28 protein-coding genes are annotated in these 23,656 nt (G+C 44.9%); 17 read left to right on the top strand and 11 right to left on the bottom strand.

Translation table 11 applies throughout. The features are described 5' to 3' along the window. The first annotated feature begins 17 nt into the window (after positions 1–17). The 10 genes from L1D55_RS15780 to L1D55_RS15735 all read left to right on the top strand — a co-directional run bounded on the left by L1D55_RS15780 (position 18) and on the right by L1D55_RS15735 (position 8,614). Positions 18–992 carry a DctP family TRAP transporter solute-binding subunit gene (locus tag L1D55_RS15780; RefSeq protein WP_171368936.1) on the top strand — a complete coding sequence of 325 codons (975 nt, stop codon included), beginning with the start codon at positions 18–20 and terminating at the stop codon, positions 990–992. Positions 993–1,093: 101 nt separating this feature from the next. Next, on the top strand, positions 1,094–1,786 hold the full coding sequence (locus L1D55_RS15775) for an L-ribulose-5-phosphate 4-epimerase (protein WP_128165131.1): 693 nt from the start codon (positions 1,094–1,096) through the stop codon (positions 1,784–1,786). A gap of 10 nt (positions 1,787–1,796) precedes the next feature. Further along, positions 1,797–2,639, top strand: coding sequence for a Cof-type HAD-IIB family hydrolase (locus L1D55_RS15770; RefSeq protein WP_239918085.1), 843 nt, complete (start codon positions 1,797–1,799; stop codon positions 2,637–2,639). Positions 2,640–2,647: 8 nt separating this feature from the next. Next, a complete protein-coding gene (locus L1D55_RS15765) occupies positions 2,648–3,136 on the top strand; it encodes a YhcH/YjgK/YiaL family protein (RefSeq protein WP_128165133.1) in 489 nt (162 codons plus the stop codon). Then, positions 3,136–4,629, top strand: coding sequence for an FGGY-family carbohydrate kinase (locus tag L1D55_RS15760; protein WP_239918084.1), 1,494 nt, complete (start codon positions 3,136–3,138; stop codon positions 4,627–4,629). Before L1D55_RS15765 ends, L1D55_RS15760 begins: the two co-directional genes overlap by 1 nt. Continuing rightward, the gene (locus tag L1D55_RS15755; protein WP_061032102.1) at positions 4,622–5,287 is read left to right on the top strand and encodes a 3-keto-L-gulonate-6-phosphate decarboxylase UlaD; all 666 of its coding nucleotides are present in this window, start codon (positions 4,622–4,624) and stop codon (positions 5,285–5,287) included. The genes L1D55_RS15760 and L1D55_RS15755 overlap by 8 nt, the downstream gene beginning before the upstream one ends. Before the next feature lie 7 nt (positions 5,288–5,294). Next, a complete protein-coding gene (locus tag L1D55_RS15750) occupies positions 5,295–6,053 on the top strand; it encodes an IclR family transcriptional regulator (protein WP_105058489.1) in 759 nt (252 codons plus the stop codon). A gap of 9 nt (positions 6,054–6,062) precedes the next feature. Then, a complete protein-coding gene (locus tag L1D55_RS15745) occupies positions 6,063–6,932 on the top strand; it encodes an L-ribulose-5-phosphate 3-epimerase (protein WP_128165137.1) in 870 nt (289 codons plus the stop codon). 9 nt (positions 6,933–6,941) lie between these two features. Next, complete coding sequence (locus tag L1D55_RS15740) at positions 6,942–7,265, top strand: hypothetical protein (RefSeq protein WP_239918083.1); 324 nt, start codon at positions 6,942–6,944, stop codon at positions 7,263–7,265. Between the two features lie 71 nt (positions 7,266–7,336). Next, complete coding sequence (locus tag L1D55_RS15735) at positions 7,337–8,614, top strand: MFS transporter (protein ID WP_239918082.1); 1,278 nt, start codon at positions 7,337–7,339, stop codon at positions 8,612–8,614. A gap of 80 nt (positions 8,615–8,694) precedes the next feature. Here the strand turns inward: L1D55_RS15735 and L1D55_RS15730 are convergent, their stop codons facing one another. The 3 genes from L1D55_RS15730 to L1D55_RS15720 form a co-directional block, all read right to left on the bottom strand. Next, on the bottom strand, positions 8,695–8,832 hold the full coding sequence (locus tag L1D55_RS15730; protein WP_162884311.1) for a hypothetical protein: 138 nt from the start codon (positions 8,830–8,832) through the stop codon (positions 8,695–8,697). A gap of 246 nt (positions 8,833–9,078) precedes the next feature. After that, positions 9,079–9,744, bottom strand: coding sequence for a ribulose-phosphate 3-epimerase (gene rpe, locus L1D55_RS15725; RefSeq protein ID WP_239918081.1), 666 nt, complete (start codon positions 9,742–9,744; stop codon positions 9,079–9,081). Positions 9,745–9,777: 33 nt separating this feature from the next. Next, positions 9,778–10,383 carry a beta-phosphoglucomutase family hydrolase gene (locus tag L1D55_RS15720; protein WP_105058493.1) on the bottom strand — a complete coding sequence of 202 codons (606 nt, stop codon included), beginning with the start codon at positions 10,381–10,383 and terminating at the stop codon, positions 9,778–9,780. A 243-nt stretch (positions 10,384–10,626) separates the two neighbouring features. Here L1D55_RS15720 and L1D55_RS15715 point away from each other — a divergent pair, with 243 nt between their 5' ends. Continuing rightward, positions 10,627–10,836: a hypothetical protein gene (locus L1D55_RS15715; RefSeq protein WP_008215911.1), complete on the top strand. Its 210-nt coding sequence runs from the start codon at positions 10,627–10,629 to the stop codon at positions 10,834–10,836. A gap of 229 nt (positions 10,837–11,065) precedes the next feature. On the opposite strand, the gene L1D55_RS15710 is transcribed toward L1D55_RS15715, so the two are convergent. From L1D55_RS15710 to L1D55_RS15685, 6 genes are all read right to left on the bottom strand, one after another. Next, positions 11,066–11,950, bottom strand: a complete 885-nt coding sequence (locus L1D55_RS15710) for an L-ribulose-5-phosphate 3-epimerase (protein WP_239918080.1) — start codon at positions 11,948–11,950, stop codon at positions 11,066–11,068. A gap of 8 nt (positions 11,951–11,958) precedes the next feature. Then, the gene (locus L1D55_RS15705; protein ID WP_239918079.1) at positions 11,959–12,606 is read right to left on the bottom strand and encodes a 3-keto-L-gulonate-6-phosphate decarboxylase UlaD; all 648 of its coding nucleotides are present in this window, start codon (positions 12,604–12,606) and stop codon (positions 11,959–11,961) included. 4 nt (positions 12,607–12,610) lie between these two features. Beyond that, a complete protein-coding gene (locus L1D55_RS15700) occupies positions 12,611–13,432 on the bottom strand; it encodes a pyridoxal phosphatase (protein ID WP_239918078.1) in 822 nt (273 codons plus the stop codon). 20 nt (positions 13,433–13,452) lie between these two features. Continuing rightward, positions 13,453–14,151 (bottom strand): L-ribulose-5-phosphate 4-epimerase, encoded by a 699-nt coding sequence (locus L1D55_RS15695; protein ID WP_239918077.1) that lies wholly within the window; start codon positions 14,149–14,151, stop codon positions 13,453–13,455. A 9-nt stretch (positions 14,152–14,160) separates the two neighbouring features. Continuing rightward, entirely contained in the window at positions 14,161–14,628 is a 468-nt protein-coding gene (locus tag L1D55_RS15690) for a PTS sugar transporter subunit IIA (protein WP_008215917.1), read from the bottom strand. 72 nt (positions 14,629–14,700) lie between these two features. Further along, positions 14,701–16,518, bottom strand: a complete 1,818-nt coding sequence (locus tag L1D55_RS15685) for a PTS ascorbate-specific subunit IIBC (RefSeq protein WP_239918076.1) — start codon at positions 16,516–16,518, stop codon at positions 14,701–14,703. A gap of 341 nt (positions 16,519–16,859) precedes the next feature. On the opposite strand from L1D55_RS15685, the gene ulaR reads away from it, so the two are divergent. From ulaR to L1D55_RS15665, 4 genes are all read left to right on the top strand, one after another. Next, complete coding sequence (gene ulaR / locus L1D55_RS15680) at positions 16,860–17,615, top strand: HTH-type transcriptional regulator UlaR (protein WP_061032088.1); 756 nt, start codon at positions 16,860–16,862, stop codon at positions 17,613–17,615. 122 nt (positions 17,616–17,737) lie between these two features. Beyond that, complete coding sequence (gene ulaG, locus L1D55_RS15675; RefSeq protein WP_008215922.1) at positions 17,738–18,805, top strand: L-ascorbate 6-phosphate lactonase; 1,068 nt, start codon at positions 17,738–17,740, stop codon at positions 18,803–18,805. Between the two features lie 66 nt (positions 18,806–18,871). After that, the gene (locus L1D55_RS15670; protein WP_239918075.1) at positions 18,872–19,114 is read left to right on the top strand and encodes a hypothetical protein; all 243 of its coding nucleotides are present in this window, start codon (positions 18,872–18,874) and stop codon (positions 19,112–19,114) included. A 203-nt stretch (positions 19,115–19,317) separates the two neighbouring features. Then, the gene (locus L1D55_RS15665; protein ID WP_239918074.1) at positions 19,318–19,779 is read left to right on the top strand and encodes a hypothetical protein; all 462 of its coding nucleotides are present in this window, start codon (positions 19,318–19,320) and stop codon (positions 19,777–19,779) included. A gap of 72 nt (positions 19,780–19,851) precedes the next feature. Here the strand turns inward: L1D55_RS15665 and L1D55_RS15660 are convergent, their stop codons facing one another. Both L1D55_RS15660 and L1D55_RS15655 read right to left on the bottom strand, forming a co-directional pair. Further along, the gene (locus tag L1D55_RS15660) at positions 19,852–22,083 is read right to left on the bottom strand and encodes a hypothetical protein (RefSeq protein WP_239918073.1); all 2,232 of its coding nucleotides are present in this window, start codon (positions 22,081–22,083) and stop codon (positions 19,852–19,854) included. Between the two features lie 379 nt (positions 22,084–22,462). Next, positions 22,463–22,801 (bottom strand): Fis family transcriptional regulator, encoded by a 339-nt coding sequence (locus L1D55_RS15655; RefSeq protein WP_128165170.1) that lies wholly within the window; start codon positions 22,799–22,801, stop codon positions 22,463–22,465. A 224-nt stretch (positions 22,802–23,025) separates the two neighbouring features. Here L1D55_RS15655 and L1D55_RS15650 point away from each other — a divergent pair, with 224 nt between their 5' ends. Together L1D55_RS15650 and L1D55_RS15645 are read left to right on the top strand one after the other, a co-directional pair. After that, positions 23,026–23,457 carry a helix-turn-helix domain-containing protein gene (locus L1D55_RS15650; protein ID WP_239918072.1) on the top strand — a complete coding sequence of 144 codons (432 nt, stop codon included), beginning with the start codon at positions 23,026–23,028 and terminating at the stop codon, positions 23,455–23,457. 30 nt (positions 23,458–23,487) lie between these two features. Then, positions 23,488–23,656, top strand: a 169-nt coding sequence (locus L1D55_RS15645) for a transposase (protein WP_200905027.1), incomplete at its 3' end; no start/stop codon positions are given.

The following is a 23,656-nucleotide window of genomic DNA, read 5'->3' as shown; positions in this document are numbered from 1 at the left end:
CGACGGAGAAAATAATAATGAAAACCCTACTAAAAATGACTCTACTTGCTTCAACCATCGCGATGAGCGCTAACACGTTTGCTGCAACAACTCTTAAGCTTGCACACGCTGCACCAGAGTCTGACCTGCAACAAGACCTATCTCTTTTCTTTAAGAAAGAAGTAGAAGCTCGTTCAAATGGCGAAATCAAAGTCAACGTATACCCTCAAGGTCAGCTAGGCAGTGATAAGCAGATGATCGACGGTTCTCGTGCTGGCATCGTTGATTTAACGATGGTTGGTTTGAACAACTACAACGGCCTGATGCCTGAATCAGCAGCATTCACTCTGCCGTTCATGTTCCCAGACCGCCAAACGGCATACAAAGTACTGGACGGTGAACCGGGTAAAGAAGTGCTAACTAAGTTCGAGAAATTCGGTCTGAAAGGTCTTGGTTTCCCAGAGAACGGTTACCGCAACATGACCAACAACGAAAAACCTATTCGTGTTCCTTCTGATGTTGAAGGTCTGCAAATGCGCGTAAACGGCTCTAAAGCACTGAACGATATGTTCAACGAGCTAGGTGCTAACCCACAACAGCTACCAGTTTCTGAGCTATACACAGCACTTGAAACAGGCGTTGTTGATTCACAGGACCACCCAATCCCAGTAACGCTGTCGTTCAAGTTTGACGAAGTACAAAAGTACCTGAGCCTGACACAGCATGCTTACTCACCATTGGTTCTGACAATGAACCTACGCAAGTTCAACAAGCTAAGTGCTGAAGAGCAAAAAATCATCGAAGAAGTATCAGCTGAAGCAGTCGCAATGCAACGTAAGCTAAGCGTTGAGAAAGAAGAGCAAATGATTTCTCAACTTGAAGCGAATGGTATGCAAGTTAACCGCGACGTTGATGGCAAAGCCTTCCAAGAAGCGATTCAACCAGTATGGAACGCATACATTGAGAAAAACGGTGATGTGATGATCAACAAGATCAAGGTTGCAGCTAAGTAAACCTAAAGCACATCAACCGATGAGGCTGTCCAGCCAATCCACTGAGACAGCCTTAATTTCCATCCTTCTGACTTCTACTTATTGAACATTGGCAAATCACTATGTACCAAGAATTAAAAGAACGCGTTCTCGCAGCTAACTTACAACTTCCTAAATACGGCCTTGTGACTTTCACTTGGGGTAACGTCTCTGAAATCGACCGCGAGCGTGGTGTCATTGCGATTAAACCTTCTGGTGTTGAATACGATGTAATGACGGCAGACGATATTGTGGTTGTCGACCTTGAAGGTAATCGTGTTGAAGGGACAATGAACCCATCTAGCGATACCGCAACTCATATTGAGCTCTACAAAGCGTTTCCATCCATTGGCGGCATTGTTCATACGCACTCTCGCAACGCGACGATTTGGGCTCAAGCAGGCCGAGACATTCCAGCACTAGGTACCACACATGCCGACTACTTCTACGGCGATGTACCTTGTACCCGACTCCTTACCAAAGCAGAAATTGAATCTGAATACGAGAAAAACACAGGTCTTGTGATCATCGAAGAGTTCAACCAACGCGATATTGATCCACAAGCAATGCCAGGCGCAATCATAGCCGGTCATGCACCATTTACTTGGGGTAAAGATGGTTCAGATGCCGTCCACAACGCTGTTGTGATGGAAGAGATTGCAGCAATGGCAACCGCAACCCGCTCAATCAGCCCAGAGGTCGCGATTCAACCAGAACTGCTTGATAAGCACTACAACCGTAAACACGGCAAGAACTCATACTACGGACAGAAGTAAGGCCTCGCACATGCATACGTCATCACCGCACAAGTCTTGTAAACATAAGCTTCTAGCTCTCGATCTCGATGGAACAGTGCTCAGCTCTCAACACACCATCAGTCAAGAGTTAATCGATGCTATCAAGAACATCGCAAAAGACACACATGTGGTGATAGTGACAGGCCGTCACCATGTTGCTGCTAAACCTTACTACGAACAGTTGGGTTTATCGACGCCGATCATTTGCTGTAACGGTACTTATATCTTTGATTACCAAACCAATACCGTTCTTGAAGAGAATGCCATCGACAAACAGATGGCTGCTGAATTTATCACGCTTTCTCAAGCACATGATCTCAAGATGGTGATGTATGTGCGTGACGCCATGCTCTACTCAAAAAGTCGCCCTATCGAATACATGGAAGCGCTACTTGAATGGTCAGAGACATTTCCACCAGCGAAACGTCCGAACATCCAGAAAGTCGACGACTTCCATCATGAAGCCGCTGCGTCCGAGTACGTTTGGAAATTTGTCGTCGAGGGAGAAGTCGACCAATTCGCCAAACTTCCATTTGTCCAAGACCACTTTAATGGAGAGCGTTCTTGGATCGATCGCGTCGATTTCGCAGCGAAAGGAAACAGTAAAGGCAATGCGCTTACTCGTTACATCGAACCACTAGGCATCCACCTTGAAGAGTGTGTCGCTGTCGGTGATAACCACAACGACATCTCAATGCTGCAAGCCGCAGGTCTCGGTATCGCCATGCACAATGCCGACGACACCGTTAAAAACACCGCAGACCTTGTCACAGAGAAAAATAACGATGACAAGACAGGGCTCGCAGAGCTTTTAAGCCGCTTATTTAAATAGAGAATTTTATGCTAGTCGGAAATACTCAACCCTCTAAATTTACCCGAAGCTACCCAGTCGCTGTTCAAAATGTGCTTGAGCATATCAACAGTCTAGATACCGATGCTCTAGCGATTGGCCGCCACACCTTGCCTGGTTTTGATGCAGACCAAGCTTGGTTCGTTGTACTGGAATACAAAAAAGAACCACTCGCATGCTTTAAGCCAGAAGTACATAAGCACTACTCAGATCTACAAATTGTACTTAAAGGTTCAGAGATCATGGCTTGGTCTAAAGACACTGGTGACCACAAGCTCGCAGAACCTTACAACGAACAGAGAGATCTGCAGTTTTATGAGTTCGAAGGTGTTGAACTGAACTTTATTCATGCCAAACCGCAGCAGTTCTATCTCTTCACACCCGATACCGTTCATATCACCAACATTGAAAATGACGACAGCTCGATTGTTAGAAAGTTGGTAGTAAAAATTCACAATGACTTACTGGATGCCAAATAATGAATTACTACATCGGAATTGATTCTGGCGGTACCTTTATGAAAGCCGCTCTGTTCAATGCCAAAGGCGAACAGCAAGGCTTGGCTCGTGTCTCAGCGAGTGTCATTAACGAAAAGCAAGGATGGGTAGAACGCGACCTAGACGCGCTGTGGGGCAACGCTGTCGCCGTGATTAAACAGCTACTTGAAACCACACAAGTTGAGCCAACAGCCATCAAAGGCTTAAGCATTTCAGCGCAAGGTAAAGGCGTTTACCTACTAGACAAACAGGGTAAAAACTTGGGCCACGGCATCATGTCGTCAGACTCTCGCTCGCTACCTATCGTTAAAGAGTGGTTAGAGCAAGGCAAAGCACAAGAGATCTACCCAACTACATTGCAAACTCTATGGACAGGTCATCCAGTATCGATCATTCGTTGGATCAAAGAGAACGACCGTCAGCGCTACAACCAAATCGGAGCGGTCATGATGTCGCACGATTACCTACGTTATCGCTTAACGGGTGAAGTTGCGGCTGAGCTGACCAACATTTCAGAAAGCAATTTCTTCAACTCCATCACTGGCGAATACGACAAAGCATTGCTGACAACCTTTGGTATTGAAGAGATCTGGGACGCGCTGCCACCGGTAGTAAAACCTCAGCAGCAAGCGGGAAAAATTACAGCCGCTATCGCTGAAGAGACAGGCCTTGCACTAGGCACTCCAGTCTTTGGTGGTCTATTTGATGTGGTTTCAACAGCGATCTGCTCTGGTATCAACTCATCAGAAGACACCTTGAATTATGTGATGGGCACTTGGGCGGTCACCTCAGGTATCTCCAAGCAAGTCACTCAAGAGACACACAACTTTGTCTATGGCCACTATGCGGTCGATGGGGAATACATCATTCATGAAGCAAGCCCAACCTCAGCTGGTAACTATGAGTGGTTTGCTGACTACCTTGGTGAAGATGGCAAACTCGACCATGCTCAGAATCAAGCATTAGTCGATGCATTAGACCCGGCATCTAGTTCAGTCTACTTCGTGCCATTCCTTTATGGTTCAAACCAAGGCTTAGGGCTTAAATCTGGCTTCTACGGATTACAGTCTCACCACACTAAAGGCCACCTAATTCAAGCGATTTGGGAAGGCATTCTGTTCTGCCACAACCTTCATCTTGAACGTATGCGTCAGCGTTTCCCGAAAGCGGATGTGCTGAAAGTGACGGGCGGTCCTGCCTCCAGCCCTGTTTGGATGCAAATGCTGGCAGACCTTACCGGAATGACAGTTGAAGTCTCTGACGTAGATGAAACAGGGTCACTTGGCGCAGCCATGATGGCTATGGTTGGCGCTGGTGAATTTGCTTCTTTAGCAGAGTGCACGCAAAGCGTTACTCACTCAGCTTCTCGTGTTGAGCCGAACCCAGCAAACTACGAAAAATATCAGAAGAAATACAAGCACTACCAACGACTGGTTCAGTTGTTTAAACAATTTGAGGAAGAAATGGATGCCTAAGTCCTTACTAAAACCATCTAAGCCTTTGTTACAAATGGCGCTTGATGCTACGGATATTGATACCGCACTCGCGTCTATTGAGCATGTTGCAGACAAGCTCGACGTGATTGAAATCGGGACGATTCTGGCCTTTGCTCACGGCGTAGACAGCGTAAGAATCCTGAGAGAAAAGTACCCAAACCACACTATCGTGTGTGATATGAAAATCACCGATGCGAGCGCAATTTTAACCCGTCTAGCAATGGAAGCCGGTGCCAACTGGGTAACCGTTAGCGCAGCCGCTCACATTGAAACTATCCGCTCAGCGAAGAAAGTCACTGACGAGTTTAACGGCGAAGTACAAATTGAACTGTACGGCCACTGGACTATGGATGACGCACGCGCTTGGGTCGATATGGGTATTACGCAAGCAATTTATCACCGTTCCCGTGATGCCGAACTGGCTGGTGTGAGCTGGACCGAAGAAGATTTGATAAAAATGCAGAAATTATCGGATATAGGAATTGAACTATCCATTACTGGTGGTATTGTGCCAGACGATCTGCATTTGTTTAAGAATCTGTCTGCAAAGTCATTTATTGCTGGCCGCGCTTTAGCCGGAAGCAATGGACGTGATATTGCAGAAAATTTCCATACTGAAATAGGTAAACACTGGTAGCACATATATGAGTGAGCAAATTAAATCGTTGTCTAAAGCACTGACTGTTCTGGAGTTCCTTGGGAATTATCCTAATGGCGTCTCACTACAGAAAGTGTCTGAAGGGACAGGCTTCAATAAGTCTTCTGTCCACCGTATTTTGGCAACGTTTGAAGCCTCTGGTTATGTTGCTCAAATGTGCTCAGGCAAAGAGTATCGCTTAACAATGAAGCTAGTTCAGCTAGGTCACGCAGCCATCAACTCTGACGTGACTGGCACTGTTAAGCCTTACCTCTCTGAGCTGCTCGACGATGTGAATGAGACGGTGAACTTTCTCTCTTTTGACGCTGACAACATCATCTTCAAAGATAAGTTTGAGCCGGTAAATTCCGCGTTTCGTACTCGCACATACGTCGGTTTGCACTCTCCTATGTACTGCTCTGCCGCTGGTAAATGCTACCTAGCGTTCAGCTCTGACGCTGTGCGCGAAACCTACTGGCAGCGTAATGTCAGCACCATGAAGCCATTAACTGAGAATACGATTCTCGATAAATCTCAGTTTTTCGATGTTCTCGACAAGATCAAAGCGCGCGGTTATGCGCTGGACGATGAAGAGAACGAAGCAGGCATTTCTTGTGTTGCTGTCCCTATTTTCGACAAGAACAAATCCCCTGTATACGCGGTAAGTGTCTCTTCACTAACGCCAAAAATGAAAGCGTTAGGCTATGAAGAAATTGCCAACAAAATCCAAGACATCACGGCGCGTATAGAACAACAACTCTTTTAAGGAAAAAGAATGTTTGATTCTAAAAACAAATTCAGATTAGGTATTTACGAGAAAGCAATGCCGGCTTCTCTCACTTGGGAAGAACGTTTTATTTATGCTAAAGACGCGGGTTTCGACTTTGTCGAAATCTCTGTCGATGAGACCGACGAGCGTCGTGCACGTCTCGATTGGTCAGACGAAGAGATTTACGAGCTTCGCCGCCTATGTGAAAAGCATCAAATGCCTTTCCAATCAATGTGTCTAAGCGCACACCGTAAATTCCCATTCGGTTCTATGGATGAAGCGATTCGCACAGAGTCTTTCATCATCATGGAGAAAGCGATTTCTCTTGCGTACAAACTGGGCATCCGCTGTATTCAAATGGCGGGCTACGACGTGTATTACGAGCCACAATCAGCGGAAACACATGCACGCTTTATCGATGGCATGAAGCAAGCAACCAAAATGGCAGAACGCGCTGGCATTATGCTGGGCGTAGAGATCATGGATACGCCTTACCTCAACTCGCTAAGCAAGTTTGAAGTACTAAAACGTGAGATCCCATCTCCTTACTTCATGGCCTACCCAGATGTCGGCAATATCTCTGGTTGGAATTACGATGTTTGTACTGAGCTGAAACTGAGCCGTGACCACCTAGTGCAGGTGCATCTAAAAGATACACTGCGCGTTTCTGAAACCTGTAAAGGTCAGTTCCGAGATCTTGTGATTGGTGAAGGTCAAGTCGACTTCCCTTCAATTTTCAAAACCTTGGCAGACATTGATTACAGCGCACCACTAGTGATCGAGATGTGGGCTCAAAATGACAACTGGTTAGAAGACATCAAACAAGCGAAAGCAACCTTGAAGTCAATCGCGAACCAATCTGGCTTTGAGCTATAAGGAGCGACCATGACTATTTTTCGCACCGCATTTTTCGAAGCTGATTTAACCGAAGAGCAAAAACAAGACTTCTACCAATACATGGAAAATGAAGTCGCCCCAATCATTCGCACTTTCCCGAATAATCAGGGTTTAACGTTGAATAAACCTGAAGCGATTGAAGCAGAAAGCCATAAAAACCTGCTACTTATGATGCAGCACAGCTACGAAAGTGAGTCTGCCATGGCGGAAGCTCTCGACTCTGACGCTCGCATTAGGAGCATGCACGCCACTAAGGTGATCATCGAAAAATACAATATTCATATTCACCACATTAATTTTGTACGTGACTAATTCCTAACACCTTTGTTCAAAAGCAGAAGATCATCTTCTGCTTTTTTTGTCGCTATTTATAAGGAATCACTATGAAAGTATTCCCGTTAAAAGATGCCCCTCTGGTTTTGCTGTCTCTAATATTTTTTATCTGGGGGCTAATCACTGTTTCAAGTAACTCTCTCATTCCCTACTACAAAGAGGCGTTTGCTCTCGACTATAAAATGGCAATGCTGTTTCCGATGGCGTTTTTCATCACTCGAGTGACCGTCTCGCTTCCGACGTCGTTCGTAATGGCAAAAATCGGCTACCGCCGCACATTAAAATTCTGTTTGCTTTGGTGTGTATTAGGCTGCTTAGTGATGGCTTATTTAGTTCGCTCACAAGACTTAACGCTTACCTTACTTGGTATCTTGTTAATGGCATCGGGGCTCTCTGCCATTCAAGTCGTCAGCTCACCTTATGTGTCTCTGCTTTCAACACCCGATAAAAGCGTGATTAGGCAGAGCATCGCAACAGCATCTAACTCGATAGGAACAGTGTTGGGGCCTTTAGTACTGAGTGCGGTAGTAGTCATAGCGACAAGTTATCAAATTAACAGCACAGCCGAGCAAGTCTCCATTCTCTTTCTACTGATCGCGCTCTTTTTCCTTGGTTTGCTCGTATTCTTTCAGCGCATTGATATCCCTGATATTAAACCTAAGCAGCTAACCGGCTTCTGGCGTGGGTTACTTACGTTATTGAAAAATCGTCCTTTCTTAAAATTAGCTCTGGTTCTTCTGTTCTACATTGGGGTTGAGGTGAGTTTTGGTACTTTCACTATCACCTATTTGGCAGACCCAAAGTATGGTGATTTAGGGCTTATCTCAGCCACCCAGATCATTGCTGCGTATTGGGTATTTATGTTTATTGGCCGTTTGTTGTTTGCCAAGTTTGGCCAACGTCTGAACTCACATACTCTCTTTTTGTGTTCATGCTTGGTTGCTATTGTTATCAGTATCACCGCATTGCTGTTTGACCACCGTTGGACAGGCTATTTACTGCTGGTCGTCGGCCTTTGCAACTCGACACTTTATCCGATCATTTACGCTCAAGCGCTTCAAGCTGCTGGCAAACAGAGCTCACAAGGAGCCGCGATTTTGATCATGTGCTCTATTGGTGGAATTGCATTACCTTTTGTACAAGCGAGCTTAATTGACGCATTTACGCTGAGTATGAGCTATGTTGCGCCAGCATTGGCTTATATCGGGATGGTTGTGTTGTATTGGTCGGTGGTGAAGTACCAAGCAAATCAATCGCTTAAATATAACGATGAGATAAAAAACAGCATGACTGCTGAAGGAAGTAAAAGAGAGGTAAGGAAAGGTTGAATTGAGCTTGAACTAAGTTGTATCAGTAGGTGATATTGCATCACCCCTGATCACACTTAGCTAGTGTTTATCTGTTGAGATTAAACCCAAGCAGAAGCAACAAGTAGGATGATTGCACCCATAATTGCCGTAGACTTTGCAAAGAAAAGAACTTCATTCATTACAGAAGGTTTTACTAATGTTTTGCTGCTTTCGTTTGTGATTACTGTAGCATTCATTGTTCGTTCTCGTTGTTGTGTGATCTATGGCTAATTTTCCTCCTAAATGTGATTGAAGTCAACAATTTCTGTAGTTTTATTACACAATGGTAAATCGTTAGTTTGGTCACGCTAAAGATAAGCTAACCACACCTTAAGGCTTTTCTAGACAATATTCACTCTAGATTGAGAGATACAAAAAAGGCTTGGAGCCCCCGTTGAACCAAGAGGAAACCAAGCCTGCTACTTTTCGAGCCTCTGTTGGCGCTACTTAGCCAATTCCGCTCTCATCGCGTCAACCGTCTGTTGATAGTCTTCACTATCAAAAATCGCCGACCCAGCAACAAACATGTCAGCACCGGCATCAGCAATCTCTTTTATGTTATTTACTTTCACCCCACCATCGACTTCCAAACGAATTGCACGCCCCGATTGGTTAATACGTCGTCTAATTTCACGCAATTTATCTAGCGTAGCAGGAATAAACGATTGGCCTCCAAAGCCAGGATTCACAGACATCACTAAGATAAGATCCACTTTATCCATGATGTAATCCAAATGGCTTAACGGTGTTGCTGGGTTCAGCACTACACCCGCTTGGCAGCCACACTCTTTGATCAGCTGTAGCGTACGATCAACATGTTCAGACGCCTCAACATGGAAAGTAATCATACTCGCCCCTGCTTTTGCAAAATCAGGGATCATTGAATCAACGGGTTTTGCCATTAAATGGACATCAATGGGAGCGGCAATACCGTAATCACGCAGAGCCTTTAGCACCGGAGCACCAAAGGTTAAGTTAGGTACATAATGATTATCCATTACGTCGAAGTGAATCACATCAGCACCAGCTGCAATGACATTTGCAACATCTTCGCCTAAACGAGCAAGATCAGCAGACAGAATGGAAGGCGCGATAAGGTAATCTTTCATAGGGTTCCTTGAGATCAGTATTGTATATTTGAGTTATTCGTTATTGGCCGGTATGAACGTGGTGACGACACCCTCTTCCACCATAAAACAGTCCATCCCGGCACTACTCGCCGCTTGCTGTCCTATGAGTGTGTCTTCAAAAACAACACAATCACTTGGTAATACATCAAGTTGCTGCGCGACTTTTAAAAACGTATCGGGATGAGGCTTGTGATTATCGACATCATCGGAGGTCACAAGCGCAGTGATCATTGAAGGAATGTCGGTGGTATCTAGAATGGCTTTAGCATGCTTAGCTTGTGCGCCCGTACCAATACCCACTTTCTTGAGCTGATAATAACGCTCTAATATGGCGTAGGTTTCCGGTAATACGTCGCCCTTGTGCTCAATTGCTTCGAAGTTTGCGATTTTGTCTTTGGTGATCAGTTGTGGGTCAAGAGATAAGTCATATCGCTTCATGATCTCAAGCGTGACTTTGCGTGAAGGCATACCACCAAGTTGATCCAACCACTCTTTGTCATAAGGGATGTTGAACTTACTGCAAGTCAGTTCCCAAGCATGGGCGTGGGCAACCATGGAATTAACCAAGGTACCATCTAAGTCAAAGATAATTCCTTTATATTTGTCTAAATTCGGCATGACTTTTTTAATCCTTTTACCACTTATCATAATAAGAACAGCGCACCGGAACTATCAATTCTTGTTGTGAATATGATCTCCGCCACCAATACGGTAAATAGTTTTTGCAGTGTCAAACAATGAGTGCTTTTACTCTTGAAATCCTATTTTGATCGGATCGATATCCGTTTTTGAGGAGTGCGTGTAGAGTTGGATAAAATGAAAGTGATATAGTCCACCAAAATTCAATTTTGGAAAAAGACCATGCATTCAACCGACGCAATTGAACTCGTCAAACTAGGCGTAAACATCGAAATCGCAAAAGACTCTTCTCTACACCCAACAGACGCACTAGAAATCGTAAAGATTGCCAGTGAAATTGGTACTCACGTTACCGTGAAGAAGAAGTACCACACTGAGGTTCTGATGGAGATGGCAAAAGTAGGACGCGACCACATCACTGTTGCTATCTAACCAACGGCGATCGAGTTCTTCACCGCAGAAAAAGCAGAACGTGCAACATATTGGGGGCAATATGCTGCACGTTTTTATTGCCAGAAAGGAGCATGAATTTTCTGACATTAGCGATGTTTGACTCGCTAATCGATTAAGCCAACTGAGCTGCTATTCTGTTATTTTTGCACAATCTCAATCTACGCGATTAGCTTCCAAACGATTCGTTTCCAAGCAATTAGTTCCCAAGCTATTCATTTCCAAACAGGGGCATCACACCCGTTTGACGACAAACTTCGTTTAAGCGAACCTGAGCTTTCAAGATGTTCTCTTTCCAGTGTTCATCTTGCGCCCACATTTCGATAACAAGTGGTACTACGCACTTCGTTTCTTTCAATGTTTTGAAGATCGCATTGAAATCGACTTCTCCCTCGCCAATCACTAAATCACGGAACTGCCCTTTATATTCAGGAGTGACGCGATACGTGTCTTTAAGGTGAATCTGCGTAATACGCGGCTTACTCAGCTTAAGCTCTGTCACTATGTCATAGTTCCAACCTGAGATATTGCCTACATCTGGATACGCAGTGAAATAAGGTGAATCAATCTCACGGCTCAACACTTCAAACTTACTCAGCGAGTTCAGGTAATCCGTGTCCATGATTTCAACCGCTAGCATCACCCCAGCGCGCTCCGCCAGTTGTGCCGAGAGCTTCATACCTTCGATAAAACGCAGGTGTGTCGCTTCGTCTGCAGATTCGTAATACACGTCATATCCTGCAAGCTGAATGGTGCGAATGCCCAACTTGTACGCCAACGTAATGGCCTTCTCCATATGGATAACGGCTTGCTCTCGCACTTTCGGATCGGCTGAGCCAAATGGGAACTTGCGGTGTGCACTCAAACACATCGACTGCAACGGCACTTGATGCTCTTCACACAAACGGCGTAGGCCATAGACCTCTTCATCGCACCAGTCTAAACGGCTGCGTCTTTCATCGGATTCATCAACCGAAATTTCAAGGAAATCAAAGCCTAACTCTTTCGTCGTTTTTAGCTTATCTTCCCAACTTAAATCATTCGGCAGGGCTTTTTCATAAAGCCCGACACGATGGCGCGTTAAGTTTTGGTACATAACGCCTCCTAGTTCCAGTAGCGGTTGATCTGTTCTTTCAGTGCTTCAGCGGTTTCTTGGCCTTTTTCACCCGCCAATGCGCGGCCAGCAATAAAGGTTTTCGCTTTGATGCCTTCAAATAGGTACAAATCTTCTGGCACGATGCCACCTGTGATAGAAAGCTCGATACCCAGCTCAGACAGAGCACGCATCTTCATTAAGTCTGCTTCTGTCCAGCCCACGCCCGCCAACTCAGCATCACGAGAACGGTGGTAGATCGCTTGTGTAATACCTAGGTCAACCCACGCTTGAGCGTCGTCCATAGTCCAGTTACCGTAGATCTCGATTTGAATTTCGCCATTGAACTCATCAGCGACTTTCTTACATGCATCAATGGTTGCAATGTGCGCTGCTGCTGAAACCGTAATCCAGTCAGCGCCTGCTTCAAATGCCATACGAGCCAGAATCGCGCCGCCATCTGTGGTTTTCATGTCACACACTAAGATATGGTCAGGGTGGTTTTTACGCAGTGTCGAAACCGCCTTCATGCCTTCAGCAAACGCAAGGATAGTCCCCACTTCAATCACGTCTACGTAGCTCTCTACGTTGTTCGCCACTTCAATAGCAGCAGGCAGGTTTGTTTGATCTAGGGCGATTTGAATCATTGGTTTAGTCATGGTTTTATCCTTTAATTTGTTCACGTATTAGATGGGCAAGGCCATCTTGATTGTTGTCTGTTTTGCATACGGCTTGAGCGTTCGATTTGACGGTGTCGTCAGCATTAAACATCGCGACACCTAAGCCTGCGTATTGAAGCATTGATATGTCATTGTGATTGTCGCCAATGGCAATCACTTGAGAGGGCTGAAACCCCAGTTCATTCACGTATTCTGCAAGGCGTAGACCTTTACTATTGCCCTTTGCAGCAAAGTCGATTCGGTTCGACCACGAACGTTCGCCGTTAAAGTGGTCTTTGACCCAAGGCGTTTGCATCAAGCGATCAACCGACTCTTGCTCCCCTTCCACCACAAACTTCCACACAAACTCGGTGTTCTTCGCCGTTTCGGAGAATGAATCCACGCGATAGATATTTGGTTTGTGGTGCTCTGGTGCTTGCTCAGCCCACTCTTCCAACGCCAACATGTAAGCGAATGGGTTGTAGTTGGAGTAAGTCATCGCATCGGTGATATACATCACCATCTTCAGCTTATGTTCCTGTGCTAAGTCGATGAACGTCAGGGCATGTTCATGCTCAATTGCGTTCTGAGTTAAAACGGTCTCGGTTTGGTAGTCATACACGTAGGTTCCGTTGCAGCAGATAATTGGAGTGTCTAGCCCTAACTCATAGTAATAAGGCCTTGCTGCGGTGTGATGCCTACCGGTCACGATCATCACATGGCAATGTTGCTTGGCCTCTTGGATCGCTTTTTTCACTTCAGGATGGATGGTGTGATCATCGGTCAACACGGTTCCATCAAGGTCTAACGCCAATACTTGATACATCGCCTCTCCTCACATCGCGCTTATTGCTGCCCGTAGTAAGCATTTTCACCGTGCTTACGTAGGTAATGCTTATCTGATAGCTCCGGCTGAATCTTAATGCCGCTGTTCAGCGAGCGTGTTGCCAATGCCATTGCCGACACTTCCTCTAACACCACCGCGTTATGTACGGCGTCTTTGGCATCTTTGCCCCAAGAGAAAGGCGCATGCCCCGCCACAATCACACTCGGTACTGCCATCGGGTCGATACGACGCTGGACAAACTCTTCGATGATCACCAAGCCAGTGTTCTTCTCATATTGATCAGCAATTTCGCTGTTCGAGAGCTTGCGAGTACACGGAATATCACCATAGAAGTAATCAGCGTGTGTCGTGCCCAGAGCTGGAATATCTATGCCCGCCTGCGCCCAAATCGTTGCACTGCGAGAGTGGGTATGAACAATGCCGCCGATGTCTGGGAACGCTTTGTAGAGCTCCAGGTGAGTAGCAGTATCACTTGAAGGATTCAGCTTGCCTTCAATGATGTTGCCATCTAAATCCACTACCACCATGTCTTCAGCCGTCATGTCACTGTATTCAACACCTGAAGGTTTAATCGCTATCACGCCATTTTCACGGTCAAACTCAGAAACATTGCCCCAGGTAAAGGTCACTAAGCCGTACTTAGGAAGCTGCAAGTTCGCTTCTAAAACACGTTGTTTCAATTGGCTATATTTGGACATATCGACTCCTTAAGCCGCTTCAGCTTGTGCGAGTGCCATATCAATCAGGTTCGCCACATCTTGCGGTGTTTTACATGCACGTAGTTTTGAGAAATCTTCATCAAACTCGATTAGGTTCGCGACCTGCATCGTGCCTTCGATGTGTTCTTCTGAGTCTTTACCTGCCAAGGTGATCAGCACATCGACTGGCTCGTCTACATCATCAAAAAGAATTGGTGTTTCTAAGACCGTTAACGCAAAGCCTGTTTTGATAACACCATCTTCTGGGCGGCAGTGTGGTAGAGCAAATGCATCGTGAATACAGATGTATGGGCCTTCAGCCGAAATCGCTTTGATGATCGCATCGTAGTAACGCTCTTCAGCCACACCAGCTTTAACCAGTGCGTCAGTACCGATTTTGATAGCCGACTGCCAGTCGGTTGCTTTTGCATTAAGTTGGATTGAGTTGTTGGTAATCAGAGATTCTTTCAAGTTCATTGTTTTGCTCACTTAGTAATTTGTTATTAGTATTTTTATTAGCCCAGCCGCTTTGCCGCTGGGCTAGTTCAATTATTTGTGGAAGTTGTTTTCGATAAGTGAAATCAGCTCATCACCAAAGGTTTTCACCATGATCATGTTCTTCACTGCTAGCTGCTGTTTACCTTCAGGTAGGTTGGTAATCTTTTCAGCCAGCGCAACCGAAGTAACGATGATGTCGAATGAACCTAAATGTGATTTGTAGTCTGTGATTGCACTGTTGAATGTGGTTGCTGGTACGCCTTTCTTATCTAAGAACTCTTTAATCTTCTTAGAGCACATCATCGAAGACCCTTGACCAGAGCCACAGCACACGAGAACTCGTACTGGTTTCTGTTCAGTTGCGCTGCTCGCTTGTGGAGCCTCAGCCACCGCTTGGGATTGGACAGGCGCTTGAGAATTAAGCGCTTCAACCTCAACTTCTACGCCTTCTGGAGTTACTGCTGTCATGGTTTGCGCTTGTTGTGCTTCGCCGTCTTCTTCAGCACGAAGGGCTTTCGATGCGAAGTACATGTAAACACCCGCTAGTGCGACAACAACAAAGAAGAACATGCTAGAGCTAGAGATACCTTGCATGATTGGTGGGAATACAAGAGCCCAGTCAGCCATGCCCATCCAGCCGTTAAACTCAGTACCTGATTGCGCGAAGATGTGAATCGCCCAAGCTGAACCAACCACCTCGATAATGCCCATCACGAAACAGATCTTCATCACCGCTTTCCAGCCACCGAAGTGGTTAGCGAACACACCAATCGTTGCGTTAGAGAAGAACATTGGAATGAAGCCAGGGATAATCATGATTGGCGCATCGAAAGCCAACATCGCCAATACTGCTGTGAATTGACCCACTGCACCCCAAAGGAAACCGAACACCATTGCGTTTGGTGAGTATGCGTAGATAGCCGCACAGTCAATCGCAAGAACCGCATTCGGGATGAGACGTTGAGAAATACCGTTGAACGCTTCAGAAAGCTCGGCAACGAACATACGTACACCGGTTACGATAACTTGAATCGCTACCGCGAATTTCAGACCCGTTTCGAAGATGTAGATAAGCCAGTGTGTACTACCTGCCATCTCTTGAAGGTTATCAAGACCGAAAGAGAGAAGAATGATGCCGAAGAATGCCGTCATGACTAACGTAGTCGCAGCAATACTGTCGTGGAAGATGTGTAGCCATTTCGGTAGGTTGATGTGGTCTACACTGTCGTTCTTATCACCCAACTTCGGAGCAACTTTCGTTGCAACCCAAGATGCAAACTGCTGTTGGTGACCAATAGAGAAGCCAGCTCCGCCTGTCACTTCTTGTGTAGGCTTGAACATGATGTTGGAAGAGATGCCCCAGTATAGAGCCATCAAAATTGCAGAGTAGATGATGGTTTCCCACATACCCGCGCCAAGCACGAAGTAGAAAACAGCAATCAAGCCCGCTTGTTGGAACATGATGTGTCCCGTAAGCATGATGGTGCGGATACCCGTAACTCGGCGAAAGGCAACCAATAAAATGTTGATGCCCAGTGCCATAAGGACTGCGTACCCAACCCAAGAGTAATTGTCACCCATGGTTTCCATGGTGGCCATCATGGAGGTGTAAGGGTCGATTACCGAGCCTGTCAGTCCATGAATTTCACTCATCTTTTCAATAACCGGTTTAAAACCTGCTACCAGTGTTCCCGCACCCACTTGAACAATCATAAAACCAACAATGGTTTTAATTGAACCGGCGATAACGGTTGTTGCGTCACGTTTGAGAAGGATGTAACCGAGACAAGTTACGATACCAAGCAGCAAAGGTGCTTTGGTCATAACCTGACTGTAAAAAATATAGAAGATATCGTATAAGAACTCCATATCTTTACCCCTGATATAATTTGTATTTTTAATGATTTGTAGGATTCAGTGATGTCTTGTTTTGCTCACGAGATAGACTTTAACAATCAAAAGTAATCATTCAATGCTCACTTGTGATTACTTTGATTTATATCAATTATCCACCATTAGAATGTGGGTAATTGGGCATTGGATCACACCAAAAAAAATAAAAACCAATAAAAACAATAACTTATAAAAACTTGTGATTTAAGTCTTGTTTTACAACAGCAAGGATTTGACAATCATAAATGTGATTATTAGAATCAAAACAAATCAAAAGTAATCATCAAATTGTCACAGCGACAAATAGAGTGATAAATATGAACGAAGTGCAAAGACACAACGGCATCCTGTCGTTACTAGAAGAAATGCAGACGATTAACGTCTCTCATATTATTGATAATTTTAGTGTTTCACCGGCTACGGCTAGACGTGATATCGCAAAATTAGATGAGCTAGGCAGACTTCGAAAGGTACGAAATGGCGCCGAAAGAATAGAAAACCAAAAGAGAAAGTGGTCACCGCTCAATATCAACAGTACTGAGTTTTATGAAGAGAAAGCTCAAATAGCGCATGCCGCTGCCGAGCTTTGTCAGGCGGGTGACACCGTAGTCATAAACTGTGGTTCAACCGCTTTCCTACTGGGTCAGCAGTTATGTGGAGAAGACGTTCAGATCGTGACGAACTATTTCCCACTCGCTAGCTACCTGATCAACGAAGATCATGACGACGTGATCATCATTGGTGGCCAATACAACAAGGCACAAAACATCTTTTTAAACCCAGCACCAAACTCTTTGGGTGGCTATGCCGGGAACTGGATGTTTACGTCTGGTAAAGGGCTAACTGATGCGGGTCTCTATAAAGCCGACATGCTAACCGCCGTTGCCGAGCAACAGATGTTGGAACAAGTCGACAAGTTAGTCGTTGTGGTAGACAGCTCTAAAGTTGGACAAAGGACCGGAATGCTGTTTTGCGATGCTAAGCAAATAGACATCGTAATCACCGGTAAAGATGCCAACCCAGACGTGGTTAAAAAGATTGAAGCTCAAGGGACGCAAGTCATCTTAGTGTAAATCTAATGGGCTAACCCGCCCTCAAATAATAATAAATTTCAGCTCAGTGCCTTAGTCCAAATTAAGGCGCTCGGCTCCCTACATCCAAAATTAATCAAATTATTGAAATAAAAGGTATTATCATGAGCAATGTAAACGAAATCACTCGCGAATCTTGGATCCTAAATACATTCCCTGAGTGGGGCACATGGTTAAATGAAGAGATTGAACAAACTGTAGTTGAACCAGGCACGTTCTCTATGTGGTGGCTTGGCTGTACTGGTATCTGGTTAAAATCTGAAGAAGGTGCAAACCTATCAATGGACTTCTGGTGTGGTACTGGTAAGAAGACACAAGCGGTTCAAAAAATGAAAAACCAACACCAAATGATGCGTATGGGTGGTGTTGAAGCGCTTCAACCAAACCTACGTACCGCTATCTTCCCGCTAGACCCATTTGCGATTAAAGAAATTGATGCAGTAATGGCATCGCATGACCATGGCGACCACATCGATATCAACGTTGCAGCAGCAGTTCTACAAAACTGTGGCGATCACGTGAAATTCATTGGTCCTAAAGCGTGTGTTGATTTGTGGATGAAATGGGGTGTGCCAGAAGATCGTTGTGTTATTGCTAAAGTTGGTGACGAGATTCGCATTAAAGACGTAAACATCAAGGTTCTAGACGCATTCGACCGTACAGCGCTTGTCACTCTTCCAGAAGGTACGTCTTCTATCGATAAAGACATTCTGGATGGCATGGATGATCGCGCAGTGAACTACTTAGTAGAAACAACTGGCGGCTCTGTTTACCACTCTGGTGACTCTCACTACTCGAACTACTACGCGAAGCACGGTAACGACCACAAAATCGATGTAGCACTGCTTTCTTACGGTGAGAACCCACGTGGCGTGACTGATAAAATGACGTCTTCAGATATTCTTCGTGCTGCTGAATCTCTAAACTGTGAAGTGGTTGTTCCATTCCACCATGACATCTGGGCTAACTTCCAAAACGACCCACGTGAAATCGAAATGCTATGGAATATGAAGAAAGAGCGTCTTCAATACGGCTTCGCACCTTTCTTCTGGCAAGTGGGTGGTAAGTACACTTACCCAACAGACAAAGGTCGCATGCATTACCAGCACTTCCGTGGCTTTGCTGACATCTTCAAGAATGACCCAGAACTGCCTTACCGCGCATTCCTGTAGTCATTAACCTCACTCAATAAGGGAGCACTTTGCTCCCTTTTTTAATATTCAAATAAGGAAGTTGGTATGTTGCTACGTGAATTCAAAGACCACTTTGGCCGGGGAGACTTGAAAGCTGCTATTGGAGTGATTCCACCAGGAACTAATGGTTATTACCTGCTCGTAAAGAGTCATAAATGGGGCGTAAACAGTTTTCTTGAGTCTGACAGAAAGATGCAGCCGAGGGTGTTTAAGAGTCAGCAAGCCTTGCTAAATGCAGCTAAGGCCATTGGCTTCCCTTATCAAGAGATTGATATTCAACATTTATAATCAATGCGTTAATCTCTCATGCAAGCCAATAAGTGATACTTACCCGCCAAATAGCCAAACATTCAGGAGGCAAATAATTTAAAGAGGTAAGCATTTATTAATCCACTCGACAAAAATAATTCTTACAATTAAGTCCCTTTATTCGTTAATAATATTGTTACTCAACGGCATAATAGTCACGAATCCATTCAATGAGTTAGGTTATGTTCTGTAAGCGCCTTTTGGCATTAGTTTTACCCATTTCTGTTGTCTTTTCTGCACACGCTGAAACCTTTGGTGAGCGAATAGAGCGCATCGAACAAGAAAACGCACTCGCGAAAACCATGAGCGAAACACAAGCTGAATTAATACAGAAAGTCGTTCAAACTAATCACTGCGCTAAAGTAGCATTGGTTCATCACCAAAGAATTCTAGGTCAATACAAGAACCCAACCTCTTCTTCAGAGCTATTCGTTAAATGGCGAGAGCAGGGCAAGCAACTGGACAGTGAATATGAGACCGAATATCCCGGTTACCCTAAGCACGTATTCCAAGAATACCCAGCCGCTTCAAGCAAGGTTGATGGTTACCTATTTGCCTTAATTGACAATGGCTTGAATGAGAAGTCATGGATTGCTAAAGAGTTAAAACAGTGTAAAAACAACAAGCTGATTTCAAGAGCCTAATTCAATGTTGGCAAAGAACGGGCTTCCAAAATAGAAGCCCGAGAAACAACTTAAAGCACCTCGAGTTTCACGTTAATAAAGTAGAAACAGCCCTTCATACCCACCAATTTCTATCTGATTAACATATTCACCAATGTTGCCATCTGCATCGACCGGCTTCATCGGCACATCCAATGTAATCGTCAGTTTCTCTGTATCATAAAAGCTTGCGCTCTTGCCGTGGAAGTCAGTGCGATACAGCACTCGCCCATGATCAAACTCTCTCGCTAAAACCATATCTTCTGGTCCACCAGCGACCACTTGCTCTTCAGATTGATAGATGAAATAGGTAAACGTCGGCAATACGTGTGTCATTCCACCGGGTAAGTCTTGGTGTACCATCTCGTTCATCGATGCATCACCGACTATGGTGTAATCGGCCGGCACAGGCGTACTTGTCGAGAGCATAAAAGGGATGGCGCCAAAGCCTTGTGGAATGTGGTTCGCTGGCTCACCTAGCTCAATAGCCAACAGCGGGCTTGGCTGATATGCCAAATTCTTAGGTATACCACTCCGCCAAAAATTATCTGATGTGGTATTGCCGCTCCCATAAACATAACCATTATTCCATTGGTTAAAATAGCTATAGTGAGGGTGGCGACTCAGATGGTAAATCGCTAAAGCGGAGTACTGATCTTGCTTCCAGCTTTGCTCACTATTCCCGTAGTGATGAACACGTCCGTAGCGCGTAGTTGCCTGAAAAATAACGTCTTGCTCAGCATAAGCGAGTGCAGAGTTATCCCAGTGTTTTGATATCCCTGAATAACCACTAAAACCTGTAGAAGGAAAGATATAGTGCTCTCTGAGATATAGTGATCCGGCTTCGCGCAAGTGAGACTGGCCATTTCTTCCTAGCAAATTTGCCGTGCCTATGTTCAATCCAATCAACGCAGCACTTTCTAGCAATGATAGATTTTTCAGGAACTCTGAAAATTGCAGTTTATAGCGCTCATCCGCTTCACTTGAGCCAGCGACAGCACCCAGCTCCTGAACATGTCCACCGGAGTAGACAAAAAACTGATTAGCGCCGATCAGCTTGTTGGTATCATCGTTGTAAGCACCATTCAGGCCTTGTTCGCCCCAACTCTGTTGGTGATAGCCATGTATTGCCGACAGGTAGTCCAAATTAGCCATATTCGTTAGCGCCCAAGAGGAATCAGCACTCCACATTCGACCAAATGGAATGACTCTCGATTCCCAACGAAAGCGAGCGGTGGCGTTTTTATTTATGCGATTACGGTACTCGCTTTGTGACAAGTAGTTATCACCATTGAGGTCTGCAGCAACGTCAAAACCACGGATTTTTCGCCATTGGCTGATAACACCTCCGTCTGGCGTGACTGTGGGTGCATCAGTCAGTTTCACCGTCGGAAAACTGTTTTTCAGCTTCACGTCTTTTAAACGCGGGCGGTCTTGTGGGTTATCCCCCTGCCAACGAACCCTAACTACATAAAAGCGCCCACCATCTCTTACAAAGGTTGAACCAAAATACTGCCCACCACCATAGCTTGCGCCACTGCCATCATGTGTCGCCGCTCTAACCCAATCACTTGGTAGGTTCCAAATCACAGACTGGTTTTTGGTCATGTTGAGAGTTCTGTCTTTCTTACTCTCAAGCCTCTCCCACTGAGACACCATCCCATGAGAATCAACGGTAGCCGGGTATTCAATCCAAAACTCACCACCCGTAGCGAACTGAGAAAACTTGAAGGTTAAACGATCAAACGGCTCAGCATGGTAGATATAAAGCGCCCCACCGCTTTCGAAATTCTCAAATACATCTGCATCCCAAGGTGGTTGTTGGTAAAGCCAAAAACCCGCGTGATCCTCACTGGCTGTGTACCCAACAATTACGGGTTTTCGATTTAACAGTGTCTTTTCACCGTGCGTTTTATCAACTTCGGCGATAACTGTATCTTCGGAGAAGTGAAGGAAATAGTCTTCGAAGTTAATGCCATCCAACTCGGCTTGATTGCGAAGGTCGTTCTCCAACCAACCCGAATTCACCGCCATCGCTTGGTTGTACATATAGCCAATGGTTATAGCGTGTTGGTTGTCAGCAATGTCTGAATAAGCGCCGAATACAATGTCGCTGTTGGCGATCTCCCAATCAATAACATCGTCCGCAGATAAGGGGGAACCGTCGAGAGCAGTGCCGGGCTCATGTTGCCCAGGTAATACTACCGCTGTACCAACGGCAAACGAGTGACTAACAACCAAGTATGATGCACTGAGTGCTAGTACCCAGAGGATGTAGGTTTTCATTATCAAAACTTCCTAATCGATACTGTCGTAACTCATATAACGAGACGAAAAGTCAGCCAACTTACGTGTCAATTTAGGAATCAAAATAAGAAAAAGTATTGGTTAGATATAAGTATTGATCAAGGATGCTCCGTCTGAACGATAGTTACCATCACTCATTCCATATAAATAGAGGCGTAAACTCAGGACGTTATAGGGAAAGCTAAAAACTTATAATCTTAATTTTTCTCGTAAGGTAAGTTTCACAGGCAGTGAAAATTGAGGGGGCATTTATTCTCAAAATGAGAATTTTGGGTAAAGAGAGATTGTGGTGTTTCCATAGCAACACCACCAAATTCCGTCACCGTTGATCGAATATCAAGATGTTCTGGGGGGAGAATTACAGCCTTAAATTCCACTTACCTTGGTGGTCACGATCGCAATTTTCTTGTGTATCGAAGCTTAAGTGCTTATCAATGTTTTTCAGCTTAATCCCACCCTGATTGAATGCGCTTTGAATAACGGAAGCCACTTGTTGTTGACCATCAGCCTCTAAGAAATTCGTTCTATCTTGATTGCTATCGAACACACAAACGATTTTTAAGCTTTGTGGAAAGGAAGAAAAATTGACCGTATGAGTCACCCAAAGAAAACCGTCGTAACCTTTCAACGTATCTTCACAAACGTCAGTTAGCACATCTCTAATTTGATTTTCGATCTTCTTGTCTGATTTACGCATGAAGCAAAGCCCCTATTTAACACCTTAAAATATAAGGTTTTTTGGTCAATGTAGTCTTAACCGATATTGGACACTGTGAATGTTTCAAATGCAAAGTATTTATACCTCAGCTGAAAATTCCACAATGTGGGACTATTGTTTCACAGAGTGGAATGTTGATAGTTATCACATTATCAATAACAAACAGCGGCTATATTTCCACCCATACAAAGAGAGGCGGTTTTATGAGCAAATTACAGGGTAATCAAGCATTGGTTAAAGCTATCGCAGTGATCGACTCGATTGCTGAAGGTAATCGACAACTGAAAGATGTATGCGAACATTTAGAGTTACCGAAATCGACCGTGCACAGAATTATCCAAGGGTTAATAGAAGCTCGTTATATCCGTGAAGTTAAAGGAATTGGTCTCGTATTGGGGACTAAGATGATTCAGCTTGGTATCCGTGCTCAGCAGGACATGCCTCTCAAGGAAATTGCTAAGCCATTCCTACGTGAGCTAGCAGCAAGAACAAAAGACACAGTTCATCTAGGCATTAAAGATGAAGACCAAATCTTCTACCTAGATAAGATCCCCGGAGAGCGTGCTATCCAACTACGCTCCCAAGTGGCTTTGTTGCGTAATTCAATGGAACTAAATCCAGAACCTACGATCTGATCAGCTACCTCCACTCTCTCTCGTAGTCCTATGCCTAAGCCTCGTTACAAAACAACCAACTGGAAGCAATACAACCAATCACTCATTAACCGTGGTTCTCTGACCTTTTGGATTGATGAAGAAGCAATAAGCGGGTGGGCGCAAAGCAAACAGAATAAGCGCGGGAGGCCGCGTCGGTTCAGTGATTTAGCTATCACGA

The organism is Vibrio sp. Isolate22 (assembly GCF_022398115.1).
Taxonomy (GTDB): domain Bacteria; phylum Pseudomonadota; class Gammaproteobacteria; order Enterobacterales; family Vibrionaceae; genus Vibrio.
Note: the sequence above shows the minus strand (reverse complement) of the source record. Positions and strands in the feature narration are given on the sequence as shown.